We start from the raw sequence: 23,805 nt of genomic DNA on the forward strand, positions 1-23,805 counted from the left end.
TATCCGCTTTCCATTGCGTGCTGGCCAATCGCTAACCGTTTCCTATGCCAAATCGCGGTCTTCGAACAGCAGCATGGCAAGCATCCATATCGCGAAGGCGAAACATAAAAGATAGTTGAAAGCGCCGGCCAAGTAGATCGGTGGAATCGGATTTCCGGCATCTACGGCCGATTGGACGTTAAAAACGTTCAAATTGGGGATCACCACGGCGATTAATTTCCCCACAAACCCCACCAATTCGTTGTTGTCACGCGCCGACGCGACCAACGGGCTCGTCAAGTTGCCGATCACATAGATCATGAAGCAGGTGATGAAGTTCGCCAACAGCGGCAAGCGCGTCGCCAGAGCCACGGCGACCGCCCCGATCACCATGGTTTCCATGAAATACAAGCCGATCACCGGTAGCGTCGTCATGATCTCTTCGTGACCAATTTGCCAAGTGGTCGCTGCGGAAGCGTTTTCGCGAGCGTCGTAGATCGGCTTGTAGCTGATCACCACGGACAAGACAGCCGACAGGATCACAAACAGCACCAAAACCGCCAACATGATCCCGGCGTACTTACCCAGAATGAAGGCTCGGCGGCTGACCGGTTTGCTGAGCACCGTCAATGCGGTGCGGCCCTCGATTTCATCACTGACGCTTGTCCCTGCACTCCAAACCGCCAAGATCATTCCAAGCACCATGATCAACGTCACGCCGCTGTCCTTCAGCAGACGGATATCGTCACCGAGCGTGTTGAATGGGTAAATGCCAAACAGCAGCACGCCGAACAAACCGAGCGCCAGCAGCAACAGGTACAGCGGTTGTGCCATTTCATTCTTGGCTGTCGAAAGTGCAATGGCCCAAACTCGCGGCGCCGCTTGTCGAAACGCCATCATCGAAGTGATGAGCAGGAAGAACGCTGCGGCGACCCAAACGATCGAGCTGGCTTGCGGAACCAGCGGCTGATTCTTGAACGTAAAGACGACCGTTGCAGGGTCGATTTCGCGATTCTGGATGTGCAAACGCGTCGGATCGCTCGGAACCGGTGGAGCGTCGCGATCCTGATAGCGATACGTCAACGGTTCGCCTTCGTTGACGCGCACCGGATTGCGGCTAAAGCCCGCTGGCTCGGCGGCGTCACCGAGCACGATCGTGCGGTCGCTTTCAATGGTCAATTCCGAAACGTTGCGGAAATGGTAATCGATGTTTGCGGGGTGAAAGGGGGATTCGCTGCCAGGCATGTCGGGAGAGCTAGGCACCGGCACCTCGATCTTGCTGGTGCCGTCGCCGACGATGTTGACGGCGGCGATCGATTCCAAAATGCTGCGAGGGTCTTCGACAAGTGGTGTCGAAGCCAGTCCGATCAGCGCGAACAACCCGGCGGTCGATAATAAATAGGGGATCACGCCTTCGCTCAGCATGGCGAACCATTCGACTCGTGTCCGATGCCACATCCCGTAGATGATTCCGAACCCCAGAACCAATCCGATGCAGATCAGCGGGAGGAACATCACCCCGGAATACTCACCGGACAACGGGATGTACGTCGTGCAAAGCGCGGCGGCAATCAATCCGCCCACGACCAGTGACGCGGTGACGCCGGCGCGAGGATTGTCGGCCAGGTGTCCAAGCGGCTTGATCAGCGACAACGCGGCAAGCACGCCGAAGACCACCGCAGAGAGTATCAGGCCCAAGATCAAGCCGATCGATAGTACCCAAATCGGTGTCAACCATGTTGGCAACCAAGGCGCCATTTGGCCGACCGGAAGCGAAGTGAACATCATGCTGGACAAGGAAGGAGCAAGGCAAGAAGTCATGTCGAGCCGACCGTGGATGGAAAGACCAGTAAAATAGCGGAGATGCAAAAGACCGTTGAGCAACGATTGAGCCACGATGAGTGCGTACACTCACCGACAGCGGTTCTGTTGCTACGCTCGACTGCCAGAAAAGGTTTATCGATCGAGGTGTTTTGAGAGCAATTTTCGCACTGTCTCAGGAATCGGGGTCTTTTTGAGCACGCCACCGGTGTGCAGTTCGCAGCAGACGGTGGTTAGGGTGCCTCGGGCGACGGCGATTCGATCTTCAGGGCGGTCCGAAGATTGCCAGAACTGAAACCGGTACTGGACGCTGCTGCGGCCGAGGTTGAGGATCGCAACGTCGATTTCAAGCAGGTCCTCGAAGCGAGCCACCGATTGGTAATCGCACGTTGCTGCGACGCGCGGCCAGGTGAGGGTTTCCTCCGAAGGATCCGCTCCTCGGTCCGGCAAGACCGAAAGACCGAGCGATCGAATCAGGTCGTGCTCGGCGACTTCCATCATCGGAAAGAAAACCGAAAAGTGGACGATTCCGGCCGCGTCGGTGTCACGGAATTCAATGCGTCTTTGAGTGCGGAACATGCAGAGGGTTCGAATGGGGGCAAATGGGATTGAGCCTTCGCGGCGCTGCATCTTAGCCGGGATCGGCTGCGGTGGAACCGCGAACGTCGGTGAGGCCGCAACCAGAAGGAGGAACGCCCTCAGGCAGCCACGAAAAAAGGCAGCCACGAAAAAAGGCAGGCTCAAAGTGGAGCCTGCCCCGTGTCCTGGGTGAAATTCAAAGGAGGGTTCGTTCGGCTATTCGCCGACGTATGGCATCAGAGCCATGAAGCGAGCACGTTTGACGGCAGCCGAAACCGCGTGTTGGCTGGCAGCGGTGCAACCGCTCTTGCGGCGTCCTGCGATTCGACCTTGGCGATTGACCATCTTTTTCAGCAGTTCAATGTCCTTGTAATCGACGTACATCGGCCGCGGACGCTGGCCATCGACGAAAATCGGATCTTTTCTTTTCGTTCGGGTACGGACTCGTGAACGTTTGCGGGCACGGCTTCGCGTGCTCATGGGGCGTGGTGGCATTCGGTGCTCTGGTACTCAAAAAAGGGGCGAACGGTCTGCTCTGCTGTTTAGGGTTTGGCCTTACGGGTCAAAAACCCCCACAACGGCAAATGCGGTCGACGGCACTACACGCGGACGCCGACTCGCCTAGAATGGAAGCACAGCAGTATGGGGGCAAGAAAAGATGTCTGCAAGGGGATTTGTCGAGCTATTTGCCCTTTCGCTGCCGGCAAACGTTTGCCATATTTTCCAATCACTTCCTGCGACCCTTGCGAAGTAACCTGCGATTTTTGGCAACCATCGGCATCGTCCATGCCCGTTGGCACGCCTGAGTTGTTTGCAGGACCGACTCTTTGCAACCCCGCGGAACTGAGTCAACGTCATCACGTGAACCCACGAAGGCCGCGATCCCCTTTTCTCAGGTCCTGTCTGAACGTGACATGGTTTGTAGACCGTGTCCCTGAGAAAAAACTAGATTCGATATCGAAGGTTTCGACAACCTCATCGAGTTAAACCATCGCGTGCAATGCCTAGGTAGAAGATAAATGAAGCTGGAGAAACTGCGAAACATCGGAATCAGTGCCCATATCGACTCGGGGAAAACCACCCTCAGCGAGCGGATACTGTTTTACACCGGACGCATTCACAAGATTGAAGAGGTTCGCGGTGGTGGTGACGGCGCGACGATGGACCACATGGAGCTGGAGAAAGAGCGTGGGATCACGATCACCAGTGCCGCGACGAGCGTCGAGTGGAAAGGCCACCCCATCAACTTGATCGATACCCCTGGGCACGTCGACTTTACAGTGGAAGTGGAGCGATCGCTCCGCGTCCTCGACGGCGCCGTGTTGGTGCTCTGTAGCGTCGGGGGGGTTCAGAGTCAGTCGATTACGGTCGACCGGCAGATGAAACGCTACGCGATTCCCCGCGTCGCGTTTATCAACAAGATGGACCGTACCGGTGCGAACCCGTTTCGTGTGGTTCAGCAATTGCGTGAGAAATTGGGTGCCGAAGCCTTCTTGATGCAATACCCGATTGGCAAAGAAGACTACTTCAAAGGCGTCGTCGACTTGATCGAGATGAAGGCCTATCTGCATGGCGGAGAGGAGGGCGAAATCATCGTCGAGGCTCCCGTCCCCGAGGACATCCTGAGCGAAGTCGAAGCCGCTCGCGTCAACATGCTCGAAGCGTTGTCGATGTACAGCGACGAGATGATGGAGTTGCTGCTAAGCGAAGAGGCGGTGCCGAAGGAATTGATCTACAAGGTCACCCGCGAGGCGGTTTTGGGCGGAGCGACGCCGGTTTACGTTGGTTCGGCCTACAAGAACAAGGGCGTTCAGCCGCTCTTGGATGCCGTCATTCGTTATCTACCCAGCCCCTTGGATCGTGAGATTCGTGGACGCGACCCATCGGATGAGGAACGCAAAATCGATCTTCGTCCGGACTTCGCTCGTCCCTTTGTCGGCATGGCCTTCAAAATCGTTGACGATCCGTTTGGCCAACTCACCTTCATGCGAGTTTACCAAGGCCAGATCAAGAAGGGCGAGACTTACGTCAATCAACGAACCGGACGGTCGGAACGATTCAGTCGGATTGTGCGAATGCACAGCGACAAACGCGAGGAAATCGATGTCGCCAATGCTGGCGATATCATCGCCGTGATGGGAATCGATTCGGCCAGTGGTGATACGTACGCGACGGCTCGTGATTTCTGTACCCTCGAGTCGATGTTCATTCCGGAGCCGGTGATCAAGATTGCGGTTTCGCCAAAAACGCGAAGCGATGGCGACAAATTGGGCAAAGCCCTGCAACGATTCCGTAAGGAAGATCCGACGTTCCGAGTGGAAACCGACGAAGAAACCAACGAGATCTTGATCAGCGGGATGGGCGAGTTGCATCTGGATGTTTACGTCGAGCGGATTCGTCGCGAGTATGGCGTCGAGATCGAAGTCGGGGCGCCGAAGGTGAGTTACCGTGAAAGCCCGACGAAGTCCGTCGATTTCGATTACAAGCACAAGAAGCAAACGGGTGGTAGCGGTCAATACGCTCACATCAAGGGGACACTCAGCCCGATCGCCTCGGACAGCGAAGATAGTTTTGAGTTCGAAGACAAGGTGACCGGGGGGCGTATTCCAAAGCAATATATCCCTGCGGTTGAAAAGGGTTTCCGCGACAGCCTTACCAAAGGCCCTGTGGCGGAGTTTCCCGTGGTTGGAACCAAGATCGAATTGCTGGACGGAACCTTCCATGAAGTGGACTCTTCCGAAAAGGCGTTTTATACCGCCGCAACAGGCTGTTTCCGTGAGTACTTTAAGAAGGCCGATCCCAAGCTGCTCGAGCCGATCATGAATGTCGAAATCGAGTGCCCTGAATCCTTCCAGGGAACCGTTGTGGGTGATGTGATTCGTCGTCGTGGGATCATGACCAGCAACGACATTGTCGAGGGGAACAGCGTTATCAAAGCGGAAGTGCCACTTGCCGAAACCTTCGGCTACGCCACGGATCTGCGAAGCATGACGCAAGGCCAAGGGACGTTCACGATGGAGTTGGCTCTTTATCGCCAAACGCCGTCGAACATTCAAGAAGAAATCATCGAGAACAAAAAACGCCAGCAGCTCGTTGGTGCGAAGTAATCAATCGATTCCTTCGTTTGCTTGGCTATCGATGCGAAGCGGCAGCGTGCAAGACACGTCGCCGCGTCTGGTTTTCCCTTGTGGTATTTTCAGCGAGGTCGAGCCGCCGCAGGACTTGGGTCTTCCGGCGAGCTACCGACCCTCGTGGCGTGCTGAGGGCGTCTTCGAATCCCAAGCAAGACGGATTGGGGATTCCGAGCTTCTTTTCTTTGCTTCCTTGCTTCATCCGCGTGGGGCATCCGGCCGACGGATCGATGGAACTTGGCCCTTGCCCGCGACGTCAAATTGCGGACATCGGGCATTGCGGACATCGGGCTCCGACACCGCGTTGTCTTGGTGGAGGACGCGTTGTCTTGACGGAAAAAATGCGGCTAGCCGCAGCGAGCTGCTAGGTATTGTCGGTCCCGCGGCCCTTGGACGCACCCAAGGACGTTTCATTGAAAGAACGCCAGAAACTGTTAAGACATGACTATGACAGGACGGGGTGAATTCTTTATCATACGGGTTGGGTGCGCAATCGATTGGGTCTGCTGCTCAGTTACGAAGCGTTTAGATTTGACATCGGTGTCACACCATCCCTAAGCACTGACGGGATAACTGTCGGTGGGAGAGTCTCGATGAATCGGTCGACACAGACAACACAGAACGTAGCGATGGCTCGAAAACTGATCTGCATCGGTGACCCCATGACCATACCGTCCGATGTTTCGGAGGAGGACATCGTCGTTGTTGACGGATCGGCTGCGGTAGTGGACGAGTTGGAGGACCCGGCAGTTGAGGGAGTCTGGATTTCCCGCAATAAGCTGCCTGAATTGAGCGAGCTGCGGGGGATTTCGCAAAGCGGGGTCATGCTCCGCGATATGCCTGAGGGCGTTGCTTTGCTGGATTCGGACCTTCGGGTTCTGTGGGCAAACCGGAGGCTATTGCAGTGGGCGGGCAACCGCACCGAGTCGCCGGTGGGTCGGAATTTCTACGAAATTCTTTCGAACCCTGAGATCATGGGACCCGATTTCTGTCCGTTCCACACCGCCCTTGCAACGGGCGATGAAAGCAACAGCACGCTGCAAACGGCCGAGAACTGCTACTTCCAGGTCCATGTCGCTCCGTTGCAGCATCCCGACCATAGCCGCCAATTGGTCGTCACCGTCAACGATATCACCGACGAAATCTTACAGCAGCAAAAATTGGCTGCCATCCATCAAGCTGGTCGCGAATTGGCTGATCTGCGGCCTTCGGAAATCTTCATGATGGAAGTCGACGAGCGGATCGACTTGCTTAAAGAGAACATTCGGCACTACCTCAGTGACCTGCTGAACTTTGAGGTCATTGAAATTCGCCTGCTTGAACAAGCCACGGGCACGCTGATGCCGCTGTTGAGTGTCGGCATTGACCAAGATGCTGCGGACCGACAACTTTTTGCTCACCCCCAGGGAAACGGCGTCACGGGTTATGTGGCCGCCAGCGGGGTCAGCTACGTTTGCCACGATGTCGTCAACGATCCACTGTTCATTCCCGGTGTCGCCAATTCCCGTAGTTCGTTGACCGTTCCCTTGATGTTACATGATCAAGTGCTCGGGACGGTCAACATCGAAAGCCCCGAGGTGAATGCATTTGGTGACAGCGATTTGCAGTTCCTCGAGATCTTTGCTCGCGATATCGCTTTCGCGCTCAATACCTTGGAATTGTTGGTGGCACAAAAAGCGAATACGGCCCAGCAAAGCTGCGACGCGATTCATAGCGCTGTCGCACTTCCGGTCGATGAGATTTTGAACGATGCGGTCAACGTGATGGAGCAATACATCGGCCATAGCAGCGAAGTGACCGATCGTTTGCGGCGCGTCCTTCGCAACGCCCGGGACATCAAGCAGACGATCCAACAGATCGGGCAGCGGATGACTCCGCTTGAGGCAGTGCCGGTTGGAGCCCATTCGCCGCATCATGCGGCGCTCCGAGACAAGCGAGTCTTGGTGGTCGATGCTGACGAACAAGTTCGCGAAGACGCGCATGAACTGCTTGAGCGGTACGGTTGTATTGTCGAAACCGCTCACAAGGGCGACGAAGCATTGCTGATGGTACGCGGTAGCGACGATCCGGCCCATTACGATGTCATCATCAGCGACATCAAGTTGCCCGATTACAGCGGGTACCAATTGATGCTGCGGTTGGGCGAATTGATGAACCACGTGCCAATGGTGTTGATGACTGGATTTGGTTACGACCCAGGCCATTCGATTGTGAAGGCGCGACAAAACGGATTGCATCCCAAAGGTGTCCTGTTTAAACCGTTCCGCTTGGACCAACTCGTCGATGTTGTCAAAACCATCTTGGACGACAGCGATGATAAGCGAAAGAATCCACCGCCGTCGAGGGAATCGACATCGGATGGTGAGGAAATCATGGGGGCGTAGTCGGTCTCGCTAAGATTGGCTGACGTTTTTCCGCCGCGGTCGTGGCTTAGGAAGGCTTGGCTTGCTTGGCGAGGTCTTGTTCGAGGGTCGCCAAATGGTTTCGGTAGTGCTCAAGCGTTAATTCGATGCCTAATCGCTCGGCGGTATCGCACAACAAACGCAGGGCAGCCACTCGGATCGGCAAGGGTGCGACGACGGCGCGGCGAAGTCCAGCCGCGCGGAGTGACACCATCGCTTCGGCATCACGTCCGAGTTGCAACAGACAGCGGCCCTTCAACAACGACGCTTGGGACGAAAACTCGTCAAGCTTCAGCAATTCATCGAGTTCCACGATCGCCTCATCATGCTGCTCGCAGTCCATCTGGGCTTCTGCCAGCACCAACCGCAAATGCTTGTGCGACGGATCTCTTGCTAACCGCGCCTTGCAAATCTCGATGCGGCGGTACGCCCAATCATCTCGACTCCGTTTCAATTCGCGATCGACCTCCGGTGTCTTCAACCTCGCCGCCAAGTCGCTCACTTCACGGTACTGTTGTAGCGACCGTGCCAAGCGAGCTTCTTCGAGCTCCCAAAGCAAAGTCGGGTCATCCGGGAACAGTCGACCCGCTTCGGTCAGCACGCGTGCTGCTTCCTGAGGCCGTTCATCTTTGCGGTAGATCGCAGCCAATTCACGATAGGCCTCGATATCGGTGGGACACGAACGGACGTGATGTTCGAGCTCTTGGCGACGTTGACGGCGAACCTTAATGACCGGCTCCGCCGACCCGTCCATGTCAACCGATGGCGGGTTCTTTCGCAACAATTCCTCGGGGCGGACCGGACGCCAGCGACCGCCCTCCATTGGATTGGCCGAATCCTGTGGCGCCACGGGTTGGGCATCAACGGAGGCGTCAGCGTCGGCCGATCGAGGCGTTTCAGCCTCCGATGAATCGTTCGTGTTGGGCATTCGAACCGGTCCTCGATCCACGGCAGTATTTTTAAACTATTATCGAGCGGAAACTAAGTGTCGCCTTTTCGCTCAGCCAAAGTAGCGTTGATGCACTCGTTCGCGGAGTGAAAGACGACCATGAAAGGCCGCAGCATCCTAAGTCTGGCTTTCCAGCCCGGCGGAGCAGGATTTCCATTGTGGCCCATCTGGCCGTCAACGGCAACCTTGACGTTGCCGGGGCGTTGGGCTGGGAGGATCAAAATGCGGTGGACCTGTTCAAGCAGCAAACCGAAATAGATCTGGCTCCCTTCTGCCACGATTTTTGGGGGAGATGGGCACGCTATGTGGTTTGAGCTGCAATCATGTTCTGCATGCTTTCGGTCACCAATCGCTCGACGCCCGGTGCATAGTCAAACACCTCGACGCTCACCCAACCCTCGTAACCGACCTGATCGAGTGCGGCAAAGATCGGTCCAAACTCAACGTCCCCCATCCCTGGTCCCAACAGATTGGGGTCGTTCGCATGAAAATGAATCATCCAATCTGCGTTGTCGCGAATCACTTGGTCGATCGGCACTTGCTCGGTGCTCATCGCTTTGACATCCAAATGCAACCCAATGAGTGGGCTCGCGATCATCGACTGCAAGCGTCGTGCCTCGGCGGCGGTGTTCAAGAAGTTGCCTTCGGCGGGGCCGAGCGGTTCGAGCGCAATGCGAACGCCATACTGATGCAGCACTGGCACAACGGCCGCCAAGACCTCCGCGGCATTTTGCATTGCCTGGTCCATCGATTGGCCTTCGGTCAAATTCCGTTGCCCGGGTGAACCGAGTACCATCACGTCGCCACCGAGGTCGCTGCACCATTCAGCCAATTCGGCGAAATAGTCACTCGTTCGCCGGCGAACGTTCTCGTCGAGCGTTGTCAAGTGGAAGCCTTCGGTCTTGGCCAACAACCAGTGTAACCCGACGAGTTCCAAACCTGCCGATACCACGGTGTCACGGTAGTCGTCTCGCTGCGACTTTGAGAATTGGCGGGGACCGCTGGCCAGCATGAAGGGAGCGACTTCCCAACCGGTGTAACCCGCAGCCTTCGCATACGCAGTTGCCCGATCGAGCGTCCAGTCTTGAAACGTTTCATTGCAGATCGCATAGCGACGTGGCATTAGACCATTCCTTTGCTAATGAGTTTGATGGCAATGGTATCCGTTGAGGAAGCAAAGACCCCCGGACACGCTAGGCACCGGTGTCTCTGTGGCACGGTCTCTGCGGCGCAGCTTAGGCAAGGGGGCCCAAACTGCACCTCACGTCAACCCATCCTGCTCAGCCCCATAATCCAACGACGTCGTCGGCAAGCAGCGTGATCAGATCATCCTCATCGGAATCGGCGCTAGTGGTTGCTTCGAACTGCGGCATTGCCAACGATCCGCTGGCGGGTGCATCGCCGACCGAAACGACCTTGACTTCACCGCTGGACAACTCGGCGAAGACCGAATCCGAAGGCTCGACGTCACTGGACCCACTGTCGGCACTGGCCGATGGAAGGGCAAACGCAACTTGCTCGCTTTCACTTGATGCCGTTGGGATCGACTTATGAGCCGTCAAGTAATTGATCACTTGCAATGCGTCGATCGGAGACAACTTTTGATCACCGTTGACGTCATAGAAGTACTTGCTGGCTAAGATCGATTCGCCTTCTGCACCGCCGGTTGCAGCGTTTGCCATTGCGTTGATCACGATCAATGCGTCAATCGGCGAAACAATGTTGTCGCCATTCACGTCGGGTGCGAGCGCGGGATTCTGAATGAATTCGCCTTGCGCGACATTAGGAACCGTAGCCGTCAGTGCGTCGTAACGAATCTTCGAGACCGGGACCGGATCATCTTCTTGGAACAACAGGGTGTCTTGATACGGGAACGAATCCGCCGGCGATCCAAGGATCGAAATCGGGCCTGGTGCGACGACATCAAAGAACAGGGTCGCCAGAGTGTTTTCGGGTTCCGAATTCAAATCATCGTAGTCGCCGGGTTGAGCGTTGCCGCGATCCGAGAAAGTTCCAAATTCATCGATAATGCCTGCGCGGAGTGCCGTCCCGACGGCTCCCGATCGATTGTATTCGTCGCCGATGATGACGTCGAAATCAAAGTCGTCTACCAAGAAGGTGTCCGCGGGTCGAATCGTGTTGGCGGTGTACAACACATCCAAGAAGCCGGCGAATACAAACGTGCTGCTCGCACGCAAATCTTCCAGGTTCACCTGCACGCCAAATCGATCCCCGACACGGAGTGAGTCACCGCTAATCGGGTTTCCATTTTCATCAACAAACGACATGTCGATGTTGACTTCGTCGTCCAGATTGGCGTTGCCGTACGCGAGCGTCACCTGTGCGGTGCTGCGGAATCCGTCATCGGTGACGATCAGGTAGGTGAATTGATCAAAACCACTTGCCGCCGCATTCGTGTTGGGACGATACTCAAAGTAATCGTCGTTCAGATCGCTTGGCGTGCCGTTGGTGTTAACCGTCAATGTGCCTTGGGCAGGTTCGATCACCTGTTTGAATTCTTGGAGCGTCGCACCGACGAAGACATCATTCTGGAGGACTCGCAACACGGCCGGTGAACTCGATCCCTGCGAAATCACGTTGCCGTCCGAATCGACGCCGACCATGAATGCATCATCAATGGCGCTGACGTAGTTTCCATCACCTGCGAAGATCGTGAATTCGGCATTGCCGTATCCGATCACATTGCCGGTCACCGAATCGAGGATGGGCTGACCAAAACGGAGTTGGTTATCGGTCAACGCGACGTCTTCGCCGATCAGAACGGTTTCGCTTTGGGCGTCGTCCGCTGGGTCCGCCGAGAAGACGGCGACGCCGGGCGATAACGCTTCAAACGTGATGGTGAACAATTCCGCTGGGCCGGTGTGTGAGATGGGGTTCACCAAATTTTGTTGAACGCCGCCCACATCATCAATCAAACCTGGGGTTTGAGAATTGCCTTGTTGGAAGGTTCTGCCTTCGAAAAGGGGGCCAAAATCGATGTCGAAGGGGAACAGAGGATTGTTGTCGGTCGAAACCGTGGAAACCAATTCGTCGGTGAAAAGCAGGTCCAAGAATGCGGAGGCGACACCTTCCGGGTTGCCCGTATTGATCGTTCCCAGATCATCGACCGAGACGCGAACTTTGAAGCGGTTCAGCGCCGGATTGGTTGAATCGAGTCGCAGGTTCGAAATCGGCGTGCCATTGATGGGATCAAGGAACTCGATCGAATAAGCGACGACATCATCGTTAAGTGAGAGGGGCAACACATTGACGGTCACCTCGGCACTCGCTGTGTTTCCAGCTCCATCAATGACGCTGTAGACAAATTGATCGGTGCCGTTGTATCCGCTGGTGGGAGGTGTGTAGTAGATCGATTGACCACCGCTGATGATCTCAACCGTGCTTCCGTTGCCGCTTGGAACGACACTGGCAATCGAAAGTCCTCCTGACAAACTGGATAGGTCATTGTCAAGGACGTTCAACGCGCGTTTGGTCGAACCCTCTGGGATATGGAAAATATCATCGACCGCGATGGGAACGTTTGACTGATAAGTGACGTCGACTTCGACTCCGGCTGAGTTGAGGTTGCCGAATTGGTCGCGAACCGTGTAGCCGAATACATCACGCCCGATGAAGTTGGTCTTCGGGGTATAGAAGACCGATCGTCCGTCATCCGACACCCGCACGGTTCCTTGCGTGCCGTTGTTATTGAGCGACACGATGGTCAGTGGGTTCAGGCTTGTTTCAAAATCATTCGCGAGCGGGAAAAGCTGATTGCCGACACTGTTGCGCGAGACCGTTGCCATATCGTCGTTTGCAACGTTCGAACTTGGCAGAATCGAAACGCGATAGTCTTCCACTTCCCCCGTATCAACAAAACCAGCCGCGCCGATGCCGGACGATTGGCTGATTCGGAATCGAGCATAGGTGTCACCAACGACGGCGCCCGCGGGGACGGGGACGTTGACGATGATCGGCGAGTTGGTCAACCCGGTGCTGACGACTCGGTCCACGGCAAAATGTTCCCCCGGTCCGTTGAAGGTGCCGTCACCGTCGAAGTCCATGAAGCCTTGCAGGTATGCCTGTGCTCCGGTCGTGTTGGTCACGCTGACCTCGAATTGACCTGTCGAACCGAGGCCGAATGGCGATACTTGGCGGACACCGTCTTCGTCATCGATCACGATCCCGCCGCCTCCGACGGCACCGGTGATGTCGTCTCCGTCTGCTCCGACGCTTGGTGCACCGTCGGCTTCGCGGTCAACCGTCGCGCCCAACAGCAATCCCGCCAAGATACCGTGGCTGGCACCGCCGACCGAATCGGAGGTCAAGTAGGTGTTGGGAGCGTCACCGTAGTCTTGGGACGGTTGATTGCCAAAGTCAAAGTTATCGCCCAATGCGATACCGTTGTAGGTCACGGTGTATTCGTAATCCGAGGCTTGTCCGGGCAAGGTTTGCACATAACCGGGCTGAACCACTTCACGAATGGTGTAGGTCCCGCTTCCGGGGAAGTTGATTGAATAGGATCCGTCGGCCTTCGTCCGCGAGCTCGGTTCGCCGATATCGGGTCGGTTATCGCCGTCGAGGTCCAAGTAGATGTAGACCCCTTCAATCCCCTGTTCGCCAGCGTCCTTGATGCCATCGCCGTCGGTGTCAAGGAATTTCGTACCGGTGATATCCGATACGACTTGCGTGAAGCCGAAGTTCAACGGCCCACTGGTTCCATTGCTGACCGGAATCGAAGTCGGCGTGCTGGCGACGTATTGTGTGGGTGTGATCGCAACAATCGCGTCGGTGCCGATCACCATCGGCAACGTGAACGATCCATCGGCCGCGGACACGGTGCGGGACTCGCCTGCATCAAGCAGCCCATTGGAATTGAGATCGGTGAAAACGGTCACGCCCGCAAGTCCGACATCGCCTGTGCCATTACCGTCGCGATTGACGTCGCGGAAAACGCGTCCTGAAGCCGAACCGCCCACTTTGCCCGTCGAAAGCACATGTGAAATCTCTTGGGCGAAACGGGAATTGCCGAGCAACCCTTCATTAGCCGAGAAGCGGTCGTTCAAGAAGCGAGCTTCGGTATCATCAACCGTTCCGTAAATTCCGTCGGCCCCAACGCCCAAGATGTACGCGGCACTGACCAGCGAGCCACCTTCGTCAACCAGTGTTCCCTGGGCGTTGTCACCATTGGTATGCCGCATCCCGAGTAAGTGGCCCATCTCGTGAGCCGAAACCGCCGCCAATGACCGAGCGACTCCGTCCAAAATGCTCTTGCTCGGGTCAATGGGAAACGCCGTCGCCAAGTCGAAAACGTTTTCGTTTTCGAAAATGGCAATGCCGGTTAAATCAAAGTTGCCGATGTCGATGTTGCTGGCGATACCGACCGTCCCGATCCCAAACAGGGCCTCGGAACCTCCGATCAAAATCCGGCTGACGAGCGGATTGCTGCCTGGATCGGGGTGATCTTCGCTGTTCAAAATCGTCACACCGAATTCACCGGGAACCCCCGACGTCGCGAAATCGCCGTTGTTTCCGGTTTGAGCGATGCTGGCGAAGATCTCTTCGGTCTGGACGATGACCGATCGGACCAACTCTTGATATGCCGCTTCATTGGCAACTTGGACCCCGTAATCGGTCAAGGTGTCTCGCAAGCTCGGAACGAAAAACCGACCGCCGACCGGAATCCCACCACCACCGATGGAAGCATTGAAAATGTCTGCCGGCAACGAGTGACCATCAAAGTCCAAGAACACGACCTGATTCGCCCCAACCGGTAACTGTTCGGTAACGGGCCGATACGTTCTCAGCCCGATGGTGTACGATTGCAACGCATTGCTGGCGATCACTTCCATGTAGTAACGCCCGTCCTCGGGGATCACCTGTGCGAAGGCAGCATTCCCTTCGGTTTGCAAGGGCGAATCGAGCGGATACAAGGTCTGCAAATCATCCACGCCGTACCAAGCTTGGCCGTTTCCGTAAAAGAGCGTGTACGATTGAGCGGCGCCTTGGGTCGCGATGTCGAGGATGTCACCGGCCTTCAAATCGAAGGCGAACACGTCGACATCACTGCGGAAAGCGCCACCGGTTGTCACCTGCCCGAACGTCAACGTGCCCGTCAAATCGATCGTGTCGTGCTGGCCTGACTGATTGCCGAGCGGCACGTAGTTGGCGGTGGAGTAGGAGTCGTTCGCGCCGAACGTATTGGACGTTTCGGTTTCCGCAAACGGAAAGGACTGAACCGAACCAATATTCCGAGGCCCGTCGTAGGTGGGAATCTGGTTGGGTGACAACAGCGGCAAGTCACCCGCGAGCAATTGACGTTGCTCGAGCCCTTCAAGCATCAAGCGTCGCTTTTGCTTCCTGCGTGGCTTTCGGTTGCGAATGGACTTGGGAAAGTGGGTCGGTTCACTTCGTTTGATCATCGAGGGTCTCTTACCAAACGTCTGCCTGGGGGGCTGCAATCGCAATTCCGGATACTGCTTTTGCTAACCCCAGGGCGTCATTTGTATGACGCGGAGAGGGAAAGGAATACGTCGTTTTGTCGTGTCTTCGTTGCGATCACCATTGTAACGCCCCCCATTGCTTACGACTGCAAGGCTGGGCTCATTCTTGGTGTAGCATCGGTTCGAAGGATTGGGTGCCGTTTGTCAATTAGCCGACGCCTGCCTATTCCGAAACATAGATACAAAAGGAAAGATGGATCGAATAGGTAGAACGCATGGGAAAAGGGCGTGATGCGATTCTAGTTGCACCCTTTAGCGTGTCAACGAAAGGCTCCAGATGGGACGTCAAGATAGGGCGGAAGTTCCCAATCGGCCCCGAAAATCGATCGGATCGTCGCGATTAGCTCTTTTTTTTGTGCGGGCACCCCCCCCACAAAGGGTGAGGAAGCCTCAGCTTGAATCGCTTGGATCGAGTCTGATTTTGCGGATTGTGCCCGTTTTGACTTTTGCCACCCCCACGAATTGGACGATCTCAGCAGAAACGTCGTAAGCCAAATACGGCGGATGGTTGCGTTTCAGCCCTGGGCTGCCGCAGCTTGAATCCGCTTGCTGTGGCAATCGAAAGGTTGAACTTCAACATTCCGTTCGCGCTCAGGTTGGAAATGTCCCAAATCGATCATCCTTTGACTGTTCCTTGTGACGCTGCCGTGAAATCTGCCCGGCAGAGCCGCCGCGATTTGCTGCTGCTCGGTTCGGCATTGCTGGCCGGTGGGATCGCGCCGATCGGTCTCACCTACGCCGAAGAGTTGTCTCCGCAGTCTCTTGCGGTCGATCCGAGCCGAGTCTTATTCCGCGTTCGGATCGAGATCGACGGCGAGGGGAACGTCAACGTCCCCACCAATCCGTTGGTATCTCGCAAAAGTGACCGATCGCTTCCGCTGAAAAGCGATGTGGTGTTTGACTATGAAGAACGTCTGCGCCGAGCGGATGCTACGGACGTGGATTCCGTTCCGATCGCCGCGGAACGCTTCTTTCACGAGGCGAACAGCGACAGTGAAGTCAATCGATCGAAGATCCAGGCTGCACTTCGCCCATCGGTTTGCCAGTCGATCGTCCGTCGCGATACGTTGCCCGAAATCACCTATTCGAGCGAGAGCTATTTCACGCACGAAGAATTGGATCTCTTGCGGATGCCGGTCTCGAGCATCGCGGTCGATCGGTTGTTGCCGACCGATCCGGTTGTCAAAGGGGATCAATATGTTGTCGAATCGGAAAGCTTGAGAGCGTTGTTTGGCTTGTCGGCGGTCGATGCCTCGGAAGTCAAAGGCGAGATCGTTGCCTTGTCGACCAAGGAAGCTCGGGTGCAGCTTCGTGGTAACTTGGATGGCAGCGTGGATGGCGTACCGACCAAGCTGCGGATCGTGGGAAAGTTGACCTTTGACCGGACAATGGGGGTCACCACATGGTTGGCGATGGCGATCCATGAGACGCGTGATATTAGCAAGGCGGAGCCTGGATTTGATGTCGCCTCGACCATCAAGATGATTCGAAAACCGCTCGACAAACCGTTTGGATTGCAGGCCCAACCCGAGCCTCTGGATATCCGATCGGGGATCCCCGAGGAACGGCTCTACGTCGAACTGCAAAGTGATACGATTGGAATGAGCACGCTGATGGATCGACGTTGGCGGATGATGAGCGACAAGGCTGGCTTGACGATGATGCGGATGATCGAGAACGATCGCAGTATTGCGCAGTGCGATTTTCGCCGTCTGTCTCGTCTTGCTGGGGACAAGCAATGGACCATGAATGCGTTCCAGCAAGACGTTCGAAAAACGCTGGGCGAGCAGTGGCGAGAATTTGTTGTGGCGAACGAACGGGTGACAGAAACCGGCCTCGTTGTGATGACTCTGGTTGCTCGCGGCGCGGTTGAAGAAGTGCCGATTGAGTGGGTGATTCAACATTATTCGGATGATTCCGGCCGCCGCGTGCTCGCTACGTTTACAATGGAAGGCGATGCTGCGGACTCGTTTGCGGGTTCGGATGATCAATTGGCGAGTACGCTGCGCATGATCCATCAGCCCTCCGCTGCACAAGAATTGCCTGATTTGGCCGAGCAGGAATCCAGCAAACCGGAGGACCGGTTGAGCGACGAATCGATTCAATCGGCCAGCGACAGGCGATAGGAAGACCCGATTTGGCGTTTCGAATTCGCTGCCTTGGCACGCGATGTTTATTGCAACTCTTTACCCGATGGTATGACGATGGTTTCAGGTCGATTCATTTTGTCAACAGCGATCTGCTCCGCAGTTCTCTTGTTCTGCTGTTGTGCCGATGCGACGTCACAAGATTCGGCGACGGAAGCTGCAGCGAAGCAGAGCAGCGCGGAGAATGACCCGACGACGGAGGAGCAGACTGAGTTTGCGCCCGGCGTCTTGACGGTTGTCCCGCCTGCACCGAAACCCGACGAAACGACCGACGGTCCGCTTGCACTTCAGACCTTCCTTGATGGACATCCCGAAATCATTTGGGGTGGCGAATCCCATCCCGATGGAATGCCGCATTTTGATCCTCGAAGTCGGATGCTTGCCGAAATGGCCGAAGAGGTTTTCTTGCGTCGTGAGATCTACTGCTTGGAGTTTTCCTTCAAACCGCTACGACAAATTTTGACGGACGTGCCACGACCCGATGGTCGGATGCAACGCAAACTGGTTTGGTACATGGTGTTCCGGATCCGCTATCGGGGCGGTGACCTGCGACCCGCTGCGGACGAGGTGGGCGGCAAGGACGTGTACGAACGGATCGAATCGGTCAGCTACCAGTCGAGGCGAGTGTTCCCGATGTTGGTCCTGAATAACCGCATCAGCGGCAACCGTTACACCGATCGCATCTTGCCGACCGTGAAGCAGAAGATCGCGATTCGGGAACAGATTACCGCACCGCTTTACAATACCGTCGAGATTTCTCGCGTTGAAATCCCTAAATCCTCCGACACGGCAGCGCCCGGCGTTTGGGGTGTGGCGACCTGGGAAGATGTGGATCCCGATTTGGATTTCTTTTCCGTCGACGTCTTTGGGCTGACCAATGCGTTCGAGCAAGACGGCGAAGGTGCCGATGCTCCCTACCGAAAAAAGGCCCTACAACTGAATTTCTTTCGTCCCGGCGACAAGATTCAACAAATCAAAGACACCATCCGATTTGGCGTCCCCGCATACGAGAACAAGAAAGAGCAGGATTACGTGCTTCAGCAATACGGAATCGAGAAGCGACTCGACTATCGTTGGATTTTCCGATAAGATTTGCAGGGGCGGAACGATCGTTCCCCTCTTGCCACGAACAGCATGACGGCTGGCCGGCGCACAAGCGTGGTCAGCCGTTTTTTTTGTTGAAGTCTGAACGTCCAGCGAATCCCACTTTACGTTTCCCCATCTTTGTAACTGACTATGTTTGTTGATCGCGTCCGCATTGAACTGCAAGCCGGCAAGGGGGGCGATGGCTGCATGAGTTTTCGTCGCGAAAAGTTCGTTCCCCGCGGCGGCCCCGATGGCGGCGATGGGGGCGACGGCGGCAGTTTAATCCTGCAGGCCGGGGATGGTGTCAATAGCTTGGCGGCTTTCGCGAACCGGAGATTCTACCGAGCGCCCAAAGGGACAGCGGGCCAGGGATCGATGCGTTTCGGCCGCGCCGGTAAAGACCAACGTTTGTATGTCCCCACCGGCACGACGGTGATTGATGCCGAAAACGGTTTTGTCATCAAGGATTTGACGACGCCTGGCGAAGAATTTGTCGTCGCTCGTGGAGGCAAAGGAGGCCGGGGCAACGCGTCCTTCAAGTCGTCGACGAACCGCGCTCCTCGCGAACGCACGATCGGAGCTCCGGGTGAGGTTCGTGACGTCATCTTGGAACTCAAATCGATCGCCGATGTTGGCTTGGTCGGATTGCCAAACGCCGGTAAGAGCACGTTGCTGAGCCGGATTTCTGCGGCTCGCCCTGAAATTGCCGATTACCCGTTCACGACCAAACATCCGAATCTGGGGATCGTCGAAGTCGGGATCGAACGGTCGTTCGTGTTGGCCGATATCCCCGGATTGATCGAAGGAGCGAGTGAGGGGATTGGACTTGGCCACGAATTTTTGCGACATGTCGAGCGCGCAGGCTTGTTGGTCCATTTGGTGGAACCGGCTCCCGTGGACCGGTCGGATCCGCTGCAGAATTACGAAGCCATCCGAACCGAACTGGTCCAATACGATGCCTCGCTCGGCGAGAGGGACGAGATCTTGGTGGTGACCAAGTGCGAGATGCAGGGGGCCGAGGACGTGTCTGCACAGATCGCCGAGCAAACCGGTAAAGAGGTTTTTCTGATCAGTGCCCAAACGGGCGAAGGTCTCGAGCCGTTGGTCCAAGAGATCATGGATCGCGTCGAGCAGCGCCGTGAGTTGGCGGAAGCGGGACCCCAGGAACCGAATGTTGCCGGTGACGCACCGAAACCGGAAACGAAACCGAAGCCCAAAAAGCTGCCGCCGCACCTAAGCGGGTTAACGGCACAGTTGTCGGATGAGAATCAAGCGAGCGACTTTGATCCTGATGCGGAGACCTCCAAATGAATCGGTCTCGCGCTACGGTCGCGGTCGATGTAGGAAACACGGCAGTCAAGTTGGCGGTTGAATTGTCGCCGCACACCGCAGGCGACCACGCCGCGTGTCGGCAGCGGAACTTCGAGTCGTTGCCCTCGCGATCGTTCTCGCTCGATCACAGGCAATGGCCCGATCGACTCGTTCAGTGGATCAAAACGGAGGTCCAAGTCGAAGACGCGATTTGGCGAATTTCGAGTGTCCAGCGGCAAGCGGTGGAAAGGCTCCGACAACAGGTCGCTCAGTCCTTCCCCGATGCACATGTCGACCAAATCACTCGTGACCATTTGCCGATGCCGATCGATGTTGATGTTCCCGAAACCGTCGGCATTGATCGATTGCTCGGTGCGTTTGCGGCGATCAATCGATTCGACGGTCCCGTGATCATTGTTGACGCGGGATCGGCTGTGACGGTGGACTATGTCGATGATCGAGGCCATTTCGCGGGTGGAGCGATTTTGCCGGGATTGAACCTGCAAACCCATGCCTTGGCAACGGGGACCGATGCGCTGCCACCGATCGATTGGACTCGCAATCCGCCGCTGCGCGTGCCTGCAAAAAACACGACCGAAGCGATCCAGTTAGGTGTGTTGACGAGTGTGACCTCGGCAATTGATCGGTTGATTGATTGGTACAATCGCCATCCGAATCGCGGTCAGAACGGCGAGGCAATCGTCGTGCTTTGTGGCGGGGACGCGGCAGCCATTTCGGCACGAGTCGAGCGTCAGCACGTTGTGCATCATGGCCTCGTTTGTCAAGGAATTTTTGACCTGTCCCTCCCCCCCCGCCGCGAGATGCTACGATAGAGAGAGTCGCTGGGCTGGCCCCGCCCCCCGGTCCAAGTAACGGCGGTCCAAGATCCGTGCAAACTCCCCAGCAGCGGAGTGAGCGGTTGAAATTGCGGTCGGTCGAATTGAAGACAGCTTCCTTTTCCTTGCTCGGCATTTCCCATGACGGCAAACTCCTCCACCGATCCGCTGGCAGGCTTGTTGCCAAACGCCGATCCGCTAGCCCCCTATCGGATGCCGGTCGCGAAATCACCCGAGTTCAAGACACCGGTTTCAGCTGAGATTCCCCGGGCGAAGGTCGATCCCTCAGAGCCCGTTCCGTTTCCCAAGCCAACGCCTCGTCCCCAAGTGGATCCGGTGCCTGCTCAGGTCCCTGTGATTGCTATTGACGCTCAGCCGATCTCGGCTGGACCGATTTCGCTCAAGGAACCGGTTGACATCCAACCCGTGCCGCGAGCGACGCGAAGTGGCCGCCGCAGGTCGAACCATGCCGTTCCGTTGTTTGCACTTGCGGTCATGGCGATGACAGGTCTGATCGTGGTGTTGGTTTGGATTTTGATTTGGGGACCAGGATCGATTGCAAATCAAACGGAAAAGGGGCTGACGATTGCCACCCGACCGTTGGCGTCCGAACCCATTGCTGCTTCCCGAAACGGCGCTACCCCAGTGGTTGTGGATCGGGCGATTGGAAGCATTCCTGCGGTGCCAAGGCCGACGCCCGGCGTCCCGGTTTCGCCCCGTGAGTCGCTTGCCTTTGATTTGCAAAACCGCACGCCGACGGAACCCGCGCCGTCGACGAGCGTCGCAGCGCCGCCCGAGGATCCAAACTTGGGCGAGGATCCAAACTTGGGCGAGGATCCAAACTTGGGCGAGGATCCAAACTTGGGCGAGGATCCAAACTTGGGCGAGGATCCAAACTTACCCGGGGATCCACCCTTGAGTGGGGATCAGGCGATGACACCCCAGCCGATACCTTCGGATGAGGAGATGGCAACGCCCGCATCACTTGCTGCACGCGAGCAGTTGATCCAAGCGGCTCGCGATGCGATTGCTTCAGCAAATTGGCGACAGATGAAGTCGCTCGCGACCGCTGCCATAGAGGCTGACGGGGCGGAGGAATCGCAATCGGAAGCGGAATCGCTCTATCAAATTGCCGATCTGGCAACTTTTTATCGTGGAGGGATCGAACGGGGCCTCGAGACGCTCAAGACCGGTAGTGAGTTCGAGTTGGTGGATTCGTTACGGGTGATTGTCGTCGAAGCGACGGCCAATCGGTTAGTGATCCGCTTCAATGCACGCACGATTCCCTATGACTTCGACGACCTTCCGCTCACGCTTGCTCACAAAATCGCTACGTTCGCAATGAGTGGGGATGATCCGCAGACGATCGCGGGCAAAGGGGCGTACCAGGCAATTTGGCCAAAATCAACACTCGAACACCGTCAGCAAGCGGTCCGCTGGCTGCAATCCCTACCCGATCAAGTCGAGGGGGCCGATCCCGAGCGCATGGCGGTCAGGCTCGCGGAGATCTTTGATCTTCCAAGCCCTTGAAGCAGGGGGCATGCTCAGCGAGCAGGCTCGTTTTCGCGTGTGGCCTATCGAGTACAGCCGAGCGATGTCGAAGGTCGCCACCGTGGATCGCCACCTTCGCGATGGCGCTCCGCGAGAGTAGATTAGATTGGGTGCTTCCAACGCTTTTTTTCGATGAGTCCTTTTCCTATCATGCGAATCGTACTTTGCTTTCCGGTCCTCGATAAACATCTCCAACAAATCCAAGCGGCTGCGCCGGACGCAGAAATTGTCAACGCAGGCCAAGAACGTATCAACGAGCTGTTGCCGACGGCGGATATCTTCATCGGACATGCCAAGGTTCCGGTCGACTGGGATCGCGTGCTACGGGCGAACAAGCTGCGCTGGATCCAATCATCGGCCGCCGGATTGGATCATTGCTTGGTCCCCGGTGTGATCGAATCCGACATTCCGGTTTGCAGCGCCTCTGGGCTTTTTGCGCCGCAGGTGGCGGAGCAGACGTTCGCTTTGCTGTTTGGGCTCTTGCGACAGATCCCGTTGTTTATCCGGGCCGAAAGGACGCGTGATTTTTCACGTTTGCCGACCGATGATTTGCGTGGCAAGACCGTTGGGATCGTCGGTTTCGGGGGCAATGGGCGGATGATTTCACGGATGCTCTCCCCGTGGGAAATCCGTATGATCGCTACCGACTACTACCCGGTCGACAAGCCCGCTGAACTTGCCGAACTGTGGCCCGTCGATCGATTGGATGATCTACTCGGCCTCAGCGATATCGTGATTTTGACCTTGCCGCTGAATGCCGAAACCGTGGGCGTCTTTGACGCGCAGCGGATCGCCAAGATGCGATCTGGGGCGTACTTGATCAATGTGGCGCGCGGCGCGGTCATTGTCGAATCGGCATTGGTGGCTGCCTTGGCGAGTGGTCAGATCGCGGGTGCTGGCTTGGACGTCACCGAAGAAGAGCCGTTGGCAGCGACCAGTTTACTTTGGGACGACCCCAAAGTGATCATCACGCCGCATGTGGGGGCACAATCTTATTGCCGAGTGGATGACACGGTCGATCTGGCTTGCGTGAACTTGCGGAGGTTTCTCGCAGGCAAAGAACCCTACAACATCGTCAACAAGCATCTCGGGTTCCCCCACCCCTCGGTCGTGTATCGCGGCGAGTCCACAGCCAACAACGACGACCGTTAAAATGGCTCGTATGGTTTTCTGAAAGGGAGTGAGCAGGAATGAGCAGCAGTCATCGAAACGTGGGCCAATGTGCTGCCGTGATCAAAAAGGATGCAACGGCGAGAGGCGCCGTCGTCTTGCCTGAGTCGGAGCCCGAGTCCTTCATCTGCGAATTCAATCGTACCTACGCTTCGATTGGATGGAGAATCGAGTCGCTCGAGCCCACCAAGTTGATTCGCAAAGATCGGCCAAGAGAATAAGGGGCGATCGTCGTGGACCACCGGCTAATGGCTTTTACCACTTCGTATTCCGCCGCAGCTCAATTTTCGGGAAGGGCCGTTTCCTACCGGCCACACTCTCAAGTGATTTGGCCCGTGGG

General features: G+C 56.4%; 16 protein-coding genes. 9 read left to right on the plus strand and 7 right to left on the minus strand.

The annotated features are described in order from the left end of the window. Window positions 1-42 precede the first annotated feature (42 nt). The 3 genes from Poly41_RS22195 to rpsR form a co-directional block, all read right to left on the minus strand. Window positions 43-1,800 carry an ABC transporter permease gene (locus tag Poly41_RS22195; protein WP_146529034.1) on the minus strand — a complete coding sequence of 586 codons (1,758 nt, stop codon included), beginning with the start codon at window positions 1,798-1,800 and terminating at the stop codon, window positions 43-45. Window positions 1,801-1,935: 135 nt separating this feature from the next. Then, window positions 1,936-2,379 (minus strand): acyl-CoA thioesterase, encoded by a 444-nt coding sequence (locus Poly41_RS22200; RefSeq protein WP_146529036.1) that lies wholly within the window; start codon window positions 2,377-2,379, stop codon window positions 1,936-1,938. A gap of 216 nt (window positions 2,380-2,595) precedes the next feature. Beyond that, window positions 2,596-2,874 (minus strand): 30S ribosomal protein S18, encoded by a 279-nt coding sequence (rpsR, locus tag Poly41_RS35010; protein ID WP_231615850.1) that lies wholly within the window; start codon window positions 2,872-2,874, stop codon window positions 2,596-2,598. A 524-nt stretch (window positions 2,875-3,398) separates the two neighbouring features. Here rpsR and fusA point away from each other — a divergent pair. Next, a complete protein-coding gene (gene fusA / locus Poly41_RS22210; RefSeq protein ID WP_146529038.1) occupies window positions 3,399-5,486 on the plus strand; it encodes an elongation factor G in 2,088 nt (695 codons plus the stop codon). A gap of 617 nt (window positions 5,487-6,103) precedes the next feature. Beyond that, window positions 6,104-7,894, plus strand: coding sequence for a hybrid sensor histidine kinase/response regulator (locus Poly41_RS22215; RefSeq protein WP_146529040.1), 1,791 nt, complete (start codon window positions 6,104-6,106; stop codon window positions 7,892-7,894). A 46-nt stretch (window positions 7,895-7,940) separates the two neighbouring features. On the opposite strand, the gene Poly41_RS22220 is transcribed toward Poly41_RS22215, so the two are convergent. The 4 genes from Poly41_RS22220 to Poly41_RS22235 form a co-directional block, all read right to left on the minus strand. Then, window positions 7,941-8,840, minus strand: a complete 900-nt coding sequence (locus Poly41_RS22220) for a tetratricopeptide repeat protein (RefSeq protein WP_231615851.1) — start codon at window positions 8,838-8,840, stop codon at window positions 7,941-7,943. 53 nt (window positions 8,841-8,893) lie between these two features. Beyond that, the gene (locus Poly41_RS22225) at window positions 8,894-9,139 is read right to left on the minus strand and encodes a hypothetical protein (protein WP_146529042.1); all 246 of its coding nucleotides are present in this window, start codon (window positions 9,137-9,139) and stop codon (window positions 8,894-8,896) included. A gap of 23 nt (window positions 9,140-9,162) precedes the next feature. Next, window positions 9,163-9,984 carry a sugar phosphate isomerase/epimerase family protein gene (locus Poly41_RS22230; protein ID WP_146529044.1) on the minus strand — a complete coding sequence of 274 codons (822 nt, stop codon included), beginning with the start codon at window positions 9,982-9,984 and terminating at the stop codon, window positions 9,163-9,165. Window positions 9,985-10,141: 157 nt separating this feature from the next. Then, window positions 10,142-15,283 (minus strand): Ig-like domain-containing protein, encoded by a 5,142-nt coding sequence (locus tag Poly41_RS22235; protein ID WP_146529046.1) that lies wholly within the window; start codon window positions 15,281-15,283, stop codon window positions 10,142-10,144. Between the two features lie 728 nt (window positions 15,284-16,011). Here Poly41_RS22235 and Poly41_RS22240 point away from each other — a divergent pair. The 7 genes from Poly41_RS22240 to Poly41_RS22270 all read left to right on the plus strand — a co-directional run bounded on the left by Poly41_RS22240 (window position 16,012) and on the right by Poly41_RS22270 (window position 23,686). Further along, window positions 16,012-17,490 carry a hypothetical protein gene (locus Poly41_RS22240; RefSeq protein WP_146529048.1) on the plus strand — a complete coding sequence of 493 codons (1,479 nt, stop codon included), beginning with the start codon at window positions 16,012-16,014 and terminating at the stop codon, window positions 17,488-17,490. Between the two features lie 78 nt (window positions 17,491-17,568). Further along, the gene (locus Poly41_RS22245; protein WP_146529049.1) at window positions 17,569-18,600 is read left to right on the plus strand and encodes a hypothetical protein; all 1,032 of its coding nucleotides are present in this window, start codon (window positions 17,569-17,571) and stop codon (window positions 18,598-18,600) included. Window positions 18,601-18,747: 147 nt separating this feature from the next. Next, entirely contained in the window at window positions 18,748-19,908 is a 1,161-nt protein-coding gene (gene obgE, locus Poly41_RS22250; protein ID WP_146529051.1) for a GTPase ObgE, read from the plus strand. Beyond that, the gene (locus Poly41_RS22255; RefSeq protein ID WP_146529053.1) at window positions 19,905-20,741 is read left to right on the plus strand and encodes a type III pantothenate kinase; all 837 of its coding nucleotides are present in this window, start codon (window positions 19,905-19,907) and stop codon (window positions 20,739-20,741) included. The genes obgE and Poly41_RS22255 overlap by 4 nt, the downstream gene beginning before the upstream one ends. Before the next feature lie 144 nt (window positions 20,742-20,885). After that, complete coding sequence (locus tag Poly41_RS35015) at window positions 20,886-22,274, plus strand: hypothetical protein (RefSeq protein ID WP_231615852.1); 1,389 nt, start codon at window positions 20,886-20,888, stop codon at window positions 22,272-22,274. A 153-nt stretch (window positions 22,275-22,427) separates the two neighbouring features. Continuing rightward, on the plus strand, window positions 22,428-23,447 hold the full coding sequence (locus Poly41_RS22265; RefSeq protein WP_146529055.1) for a D-2-hydroxyacid dehydrogenase: 1,020 nt from the start codon (window positions 22,428-22,430) through the stop codon (window positions 23,445-23,447). A 38-nt stretch (window positions 23,448-23,485) separates the two neighbouring features. Then, the gene (locus tag Poly41_RS22270; protein ID WP_146529057.1) at window positions 23,486-23,686 is read left to right on the plus strand and encodes a hypothetical protein; all 201 of its coding nucleotides are present in this window, start codon (window positions 23,486-23,488) and stop codon (window positions 23,684-23,686) included. Window positions 23,687-23,805 lie beyond the last annotated feature (119 nt).

Source organism: Novipirellula artificiosorum (assembly GCF_007860135.1).
GTDB lineage: Bacteria > Planctomycetota > Planctomycetia > Pirellulales > Pirellulaceae > Novipirellula_A > Novipirellula_A artificiosorum.

Coding starts and splice junctions, on each gene's coding strand:
- Poly41_RS22195 (WP_146529034.1), bottom strand. CDS start 1,800: ATGACTTCTTGCCTTGCTCCTTCCTTGTCCAGCATGATGTTCACTTCG.
- Poly41_RS22200 (WP_146529036.1), bottom strand. CDS start 2,379: ATGTTCCGCACTCAAAGACGCATTGAATTCCGTGACACCGACGCGGCC.
- rpsR (WP_231615850.1), bottom strand. CDS start 2,874: ATGCCACCACGCCCCATGAGCACGCGAAGCCGTGCCCGCAAACGTTCA.
- fusA (WP_146529038.1), top strand. CDS start 3,399: ATGAAGCTGGAGAAACTGCGAAACATCGGAATCAGTGCCCATATCGAC.
- Poly41_RS22215 (WP_146529040.1), top strand. CDS start 6,104: ATGAATCGGTCGACACAGACAACACAGAACGTAGCGATGGCTCGAAAA.
- Poly41_RS22220 (WP_231615851.1), bottom strand. CDS start 8,840: ATGCCCAACACGAACGATTCATCGGAGGCTGAAACGCCTCGATCGGCC.
- Poly41_RS22230 (WP_146529044.1), bottom strand. CDS start 9,984: ATGCCACGTCGCTATGCGATCTGCAATGAAACGTTTCAAGACTGGACG.
- Poly41_RS22235 (WP_146529046.1), bottom strand. CDS start 15,283: ATGATCAAACGAAGTGAACCGACCCACTTTCCCAAGTCCATTCGCAAC.
- Poly41_RS22245 (WP_146529049.1), top strand. CDS start 17,569: ATGGTTTCAGGTCGATTCATTTTGTCAACAGCGATCTGCTCCGCAGTT.
- obgE (WP_146529051.1), top strand. CDS start 18,748: ATGTTTGTTGATCGCGTCCGCATTGAACTGCAAGCCGGCAAGGGGGGC.
- Poly41_RS22255 (WP_146529053.1), top strand. CDS start 19,905: ATGAATCGGTCTCGCGCTACGGTCGCGGTCGATGTAGGAAACACGGCA.
- Poly41_RS35015 (WP_231615852.1), top strand. CDS start 20,886: ATGACGGCAAACTCCTCCACCGATCCGCTGGCAGGCTTGTTGCCAAAC.
- Poly41_RS22265 (WP_146529055.1), top strand. CDS start 22,428: ATGAGTCCTTTTCCTATCATGCGAATCGTACTTTGCTTTCCGGTCCTC.
- Poly41_RS22270 (WP_146529057.1), top strand. CDS start 23,486: ATGAGCAGCAGTCATCGAAACGTGGGCCAATGTGCTGCCGTGATCAAA.